The 6296-nt window shown below is 44.3% G+C and carries 2 tRNA genes and 3 rRNA genes; all 5 read right to left on the reverse strand.

Annotated features, from left to right (window positions below):
- Window positions 1-70: 70 nt before the first annotated feature.
- A 5S ribosomal RNA gene (gene rrf, locus BKH44_RS08520) occupies window positions 71-186 on the reverse strand.
- 219 nt (window positions 187-405) lie between these two features.
- Window positions 406-3288, reverse strand: a 23S ribosomal RNA gene (locus tag BKH44_RS08530).
- A 611-nt stretch (window positions 3289-3899) separates the two neighbouring features.
- A tRNA-Ala gene (locus tag BKH44_RS08535) sits at window positions 3900-3975 on the reverse strand.
- Window positions 3976-3977: 2 nt separating this feature from the next.
- A tRNA-Ile gene (locus BKH44_RS08540) sits at window positions 3978-4054 on the reverse strand.
- Between the two features lie 141 nt (window positions 4055-4195).
- A 16S ribosomal RNA gene (locus tag BKH44_RS08545) occupies window positions 4196-5696 on the reverse strand.
- Together the 16S, 23S and 5S rRNA genes with 2 tRNA genes alongside form the textbook arrangement of a ribosomal RNA operon.
- Window positions 5697-6296 lie beyond the last annotated feature (600 nt).

Below are 6296 nucleotides of genomic sequence, written 5' to 3' on the forward strand. Positions count from 1 at the left end.
ATACATCACAATCATAAAAGGAATAAAAACAAATAAAGAAGGAATAAAAAAGATAAAAGGAGTTTCCCTATCCCTGCATCGACTTACATTCCCACACCTGAAAGATGCAGTATCATCAGCGAAGAGGAGCTTAACTGCCAGGTTCGGGATGGAGCTGGGTGTTGCCTCCTCTCTATAGACACAAGGAAAAGGGAATTAAAAGCAATAGGTAATTATTGAGCATTGTATTGCTCTTAATTCCATTTTCCATATCAAGAGAAAAAAGAAAAACATCATCATAGCCTAAAAGATTCAAAATCAAACACACAAATCTAATCAAAAAACATTTGTTGTTTTTTTTCAAAGTAATAAGACTCACATACACTCAATAAGGCAGTGATAACGATACACATCGTTTTATCTTTATAAAATAAGCCAAACGGTCTATTAGTAGTAGTCAGCTGAATGCATTACTGCACTTACACATCTACCCTATCAAGCAGGTAGTCTTCCTGCGACCTTCAGGGAAAGTTAATCTTGGAGTTGGCTTCCCGCTTAGATGCTTTCAGCGGTTATCACATCCGTGCGTAGCTACCCAGCGGTGCTCTTGGCAGAACAACTGGTACACTAGTGGCACGTCCATCCCGGTCCTCTCGTACTAGGGACAGCTCTCCTCAACTTTCCTACGCCCACGGCAGATAGGGACCGAACTGTCTCACGACGTTCTGAACCCAGCTCGCGTACCGCTTTAAATGGCGAACAGCCATACCCTTGGGACCTGCTCCAGCCCCAGGATGCGATGAGCCGACATCGAGGTGCCAAACCTCCCCGTCGATGTGAGCTCTTGGGGGAGATCAGCCTGTTATCCCCGGGGTACCTTTTATCCTTTGAGCGATGGCCCTTCCACACAGAACCACCGGATCACTATGACCGACTTTCGTCTCTGCTCGACTTGTTTGTCTCACAGTCAGGCTGGCTTATGCCATTACACTCAACTTGCGATTTCCAACCGCAATGAGCCAACCTTTGCAAGCCTCCGTTACTTTTTAGGAGGCGACCGCCCCAGTCAAACTACCCACCAGGCATTGTCCTGCTAGAGGATAACTCTAGCCAGTTAGCAGACAGAAACATTAAGGGTGGTATCTCAAGGATGGCTCCATCCCCACCAGAGTGAGGATTTCAAAGCCTCCCACCTATCCTGCGCATAATGCTCCCATCGGCAGTGCCAAGCTGTAGTAAAGGTCCACGGGGTCTTTCCGTCTTGCCGCGGGTAGGAGGAATTTTCACCTCCACTACAATTTCACTGAATCTCTGGTTGAGACAGCTCCCATCTCGTTACGCCATTCATGCAGGTCGGTATTTAACCGACAAGGAATTTCGCTACCTTAGGACCGTTATAGTTACGGCCGCCGTTTACTCGGGCTTCAATTCAAAGCTTCGACTTGCGTCTGACTGATCCTCTTAACCTTCGAGCACCGGGCAGGCGTCACACCTTATACTTCCTCTTACGAGTTGGCAAAGTGCTGTGTTTTTGGTAAACAGTCGGGAGGGACTCTTTGCTGAGACCTGATTGCTCAGGCACACCTTATCGCGAACTTACGGTGCTAGTTTGCAGAGTTCCTTAACCAGAGTTCTTTCACGCGCCTTAGAATACTCATCTCATCTACCTGTGTCGGTTTACGGTACGGGCAACCATTGCTAAACTTAGAGGCTTTTCTTGGCACGACGGTATCAGCGATTCTCTCATCAACCCGAAGGTTTCAAAGAGCCTGTGAGGTTTCGAATACAGAGGTGGATTTGCCTACCCTCCAATCTACGCCCTTCGACCAGCACTTCCATCAGCTGGCTCGCTTAACCCTATGCGTCCCCCCATCGCACACAATGGTTGGTATAGGAATATTAACCTATTTTCCATCGACTACCCATTTCTGACTTGTCTTAGGACCCGACTAACCCTACGATGACGAGCATAGCGTAGGAAACCTTAGATTTACGGCGAATATGATTCCCACATATTTTATCGCTACTCATTCCTGCATGCTCACTTCGCATCGCTCCAGCACTCCTTACCGGTATACCTTCAACGCAGATACGAACGCTCTTCTACCACTGTGCATCAGCACAATCTGGAAATTCGGTGTCTATCTTAGCCCCGTTATATTTTCAGCGCATAATCACTGGACCGGTGAGCTGTTACGCTTTCTTTAAAGGATGGCTGCTTCTAAGCCAACCTCCCGGTTGTCTGAGTAACTACACATCTTTTTCCACTCAGAATAGAACTTTGGGACCTTATTTGCCAGTCTGGGTTGTTCCCCTTTTGACGATTGATTTTATCACCCACCGCCTGACTCCCAAGATAGGGCAATAGGTATTCGAAGTTTGACAGGGTTTGGTACCGCGGTGAGCAGCCCTAGCCCAATCAGAGCTCTACCCCCTATTGCTATCACTTGAGGCTATACCTAAATATATTTCGAAGAGAACCAGCTATCACTAAGTTTGTTTGGCCTTTCACCCCTATCCACAGCTCATCCCAACCCGTTTCAATGGGTACGAGTTCAGTCCTCCACGAGCTATTACACTCGTTTCAACTTGGCCATGGATAGATCACTTAGCTTCGGGTCTGCAGCATCTGACTTAACGCCCTATTAAGACTCGCTTTCGCTACGGCTTCGCGTTTGCTTAACCTTGCCAGACACCACAACTCGCAGGATCATTATGCAAAAGGCAGTCCGTCACCCTGATAAATCATAGGGCTCCGAATGATTGTAGGCAGATGGTTTCAGGTTCTATTTCACTCCGCTCACTGCGGTTCTTTTCACCTTTCCCTCACGGTACTTGTTCGCTATCGGTCAAAGAGGAGTATTTAGGGTTGGAGAGTGGTCTCCCCTGCTTCAGTCTGGATTTCACGTGTCCTGACCTACTCTGGATACTGCTACCTATGTATCATTTTTCGTATACGGGGCTATCACCCTCTATGGCTTACTTTTCCAAGTAATTCTACTAAATGATACAAGTGGATGTTGCAGTCCACAACCCCAAGTGCAAGCACTTGGTTTGCCCTGTTCCCCGTTCGCTCGCCGCTACTAGGAGAATCTCTTTTGATTTCTTTTCCTCCGGATACTGAGATGTTTCACTTCCCCGGGTTCGCTCCATTTAAGGTGACCAGTATCTCTACTGGACGGGTTGCCCCATTCGGAAATCTATGGATCAAAGCTTCTTGACAGCTCCCCATAGCTTATCGCAGTCTAGTACGTCCTTCATCGCCTCTCTTTGCCAAGGCATCCACCATCTGCCCTTAAAAGCTTATTTTCAAATCTATCTTTCCTGATCTAATCCCTAATCAAATCAAAAGATTTGATGAAAGACCTTCAAAAAAAAGATTGATCGCTTTAAAGTAATGATAAAACATATGTGTATTCTAAAGTTATCACTGCCTTATTGAATGTATGTTGTTTTATCCTCATCTTATTGATGATTACCTTCATCATTCATCATTGAATCATTCAATGTTCAATAAAAAATACAATAAAGAAAATCTTAAAAATGAAATAAAAACTAATGACTTCATTAAAGCAGAGTTATTGTAGTCTTATTACTATTTTTTAGGCTATTGACAATGATATGTTAAATAACATTTAGACATTCTAAAAGTCTAATGCGAATCTTTTGTCTGTATTTTACTTTTGTGTGCCATTGATATTGAGCTTCTTTTGAATGAAAACATCCAAATCATATAACTTATTACACATACAAAGACTCTGATTAAACTTTTAAAGCTTTCAGACAGATTCAACTTTGAAATTCAAACCATTGCTATGTGTTTGAGTGATTTTACATTGAGTGAGTTTTTAGTTTTTTACTCCCTCTGGCTTTATTGAATCGTATTTATTTCTAGGTATTGTTTGATACACACAAAGTTATGGTGGAGAATAGCGGGATCGAACCGCTGACCTCCTGCGTGCAAAGCAGGCGCTCTCCCAGCTGAGCTAATTCCCCTCTGGTGGGCTTAAGAGGAGTTGAACCTCTGACCTCACCCTTATCAGGGGTGCGCTCTAACCACCTGAGCTATAAGCCCCTATAACATCTTATGTGTTTTGATCCATTCATTGAACCAACAATCCCTGAAAACTAAGCAAGAAAAAAGAGTTTCTATCTGATAAATAAACAACCTTAAGGTTAATGATCAAGATAAACAAATACCTTGATATTTCTCTAGAAAGGAGGTGATCCAACCGCAGGTTCACCTACGGTTACCTTGTTACGACTTCACCCCAGTCGCTGCATCCGCCGTGGACGGTAGCCAATTTAGCATCCCGGCTTCAGGCGAATACAACTCCCATGGTGTGACGGGCGGTGAGTACAAGACCCGGGAACGTATTCACCGTGACATTGCTGATTCACGATTACTAGCGATTCCAGCTTCATGTAGTCGAGTTGCAGACTACAATCCGAACTGAGAGATGTTTTTGAGATTTGCTCCACCTCGCGGTATTGCTTCTCTTTGTACATCCCATTGTAGCACGTGTGTAGCCCCAGACGTAAGGGCCATGATGACTTGACGTCGTCCTCACCTTCCTCCTCCTTACGAAGGCAGTCTCCTTAGAGTGCTCAGCCGAACTGCTAGCAACTAAGGACGAGGGTTGCGCTCGTTGCGGGACTTAACCCAACATCTCACGACACGAGCTGACGACAGCCGTGCAGCACCTGTTTTCAGGGTCTAGCAAGCTAGACACTCCATTGTTTCCAATAGATTCCATCAATGTCAAGTCTGGGTAAGGTTCTTCGCGTATCTTCGAATTAAACCACATGCTCCACCGCTTGTGCGGGTCCCCGTCTATTCCTTTGAGTTTTAATCTTGCGACCGTACTCCCCAGGCGGGATGCTTAATGCGTTAGCTGCATTACTGGAAGAACAAGTCTCCCAACAACTAGCATCCATCGTTTAGGGCGTGGACTACCAGGGTATCTAATCCTGTTTGCTCCCCACGCTTTCGTGCATTAGCGTCAGTAATGTTCCAGCAGGTCGCCTTCGCAATGAGTATTCCTCTTGATCTCTACGGATTTTACCCCTACACCAAGAATTCCACCTACCTCTCCCATACTCTAGGGCAACAGTTTCAAATGCAGTTCTGTAGTTAAGCTACAGGATTTCACATCTGACTTATTGCCCCGCCTACGCACTCTTTACGCCCAGTGATTCCGAGTAACGCTTGCACCCTCCGTATTACCGCGGCTGCTGGCACGGAGTTAGCCGGTGCTTATTCCTAAGATACCGTCATTATCTTCTCTTAGAAAAGGAGTTTACAATCCTAAAACCTTCATCCTCCACGCGGCGTTGCTGCTTCAGGGTTTCCCCCATTGAGCAATATTCCCTACTGCTGCCTCCCGTAGGAGTCTGGACCGTGTCTCAGTTCCAGTGTGTCCGTTCACCCTCTCAGGCCGGATACCCGTCATAGCCTTGGTGAGCCATTACCTCACCAACAAGCTGATAGGACATAGGCTGATCCTTTAGCGAAATTCTTTCCCCCGTAGGGAGTATCCAGTATTAATCACCGTTTCCAGTGGCTATCCTAGACTAAAGGGCACATTACCTATGCATTACTCACCCGTGCGCCACTAATCCATTCCCTAGCAAGCTAGGAAACTTCATCGTTCGACTTGCATGTATTAGGCACGCCGCCAGCGTTCACTCTGAGCCAGGATCAAACTCTCCATTAAAAAGTTAAGTTTGTCCTCATCTCATTGTGTTTTTTATCACAATATATCACAAGGTTATCACTCTATATAAGGTATTCAAGTTCATAGGTGTTTTACACACCTATTGGCAAAAATATCTTTATCATTAAAGTCATAAACGAGTTGTATTATAGATAGTAACAACATCAAGAGACTTGTCTTTTGTTTGTTTTTGGTATGCTATACCTATCAAACTTCCATTCAATCCTCTTGCTTAGATTTCAAAGATCGTTACTCAATCAACAAATATAAAACTTCATATACCTGAAAATTAAAGTAAAAGAACAACCACCCTGCTAACAACACTATCAAATTATATCCATCACATCATCTAATAATCTGAGTCATCATATACAAAGCTGATAGGGATATTGATTTGTTGATTCTATATGATAAAGCTATCAAAATAAATCATCAATACAAACCATACAAAAAACATCAACTTCTATTCAATCATCAAGATTACCAACAATCCAAAGTGATATAAACCAAAAAACTATTTTGAAGAGTTTTTAAATTAATGAGGTTCACCTGAATGGGATTGGAATCATACAGGTATAAAGCTTAAGGTTTGCTGAGGGA

This window comes from Helicobacter sp. 13S00477-4 (genome assembly GCF_002272785.1).
In the GTDB taxonomy this organism is placed as follows: domain Bacteria; phylum Campylobacterota; class Campylobacteria; order Campylobacterales; family Helicobacteraceae; genus Helicobacter_J.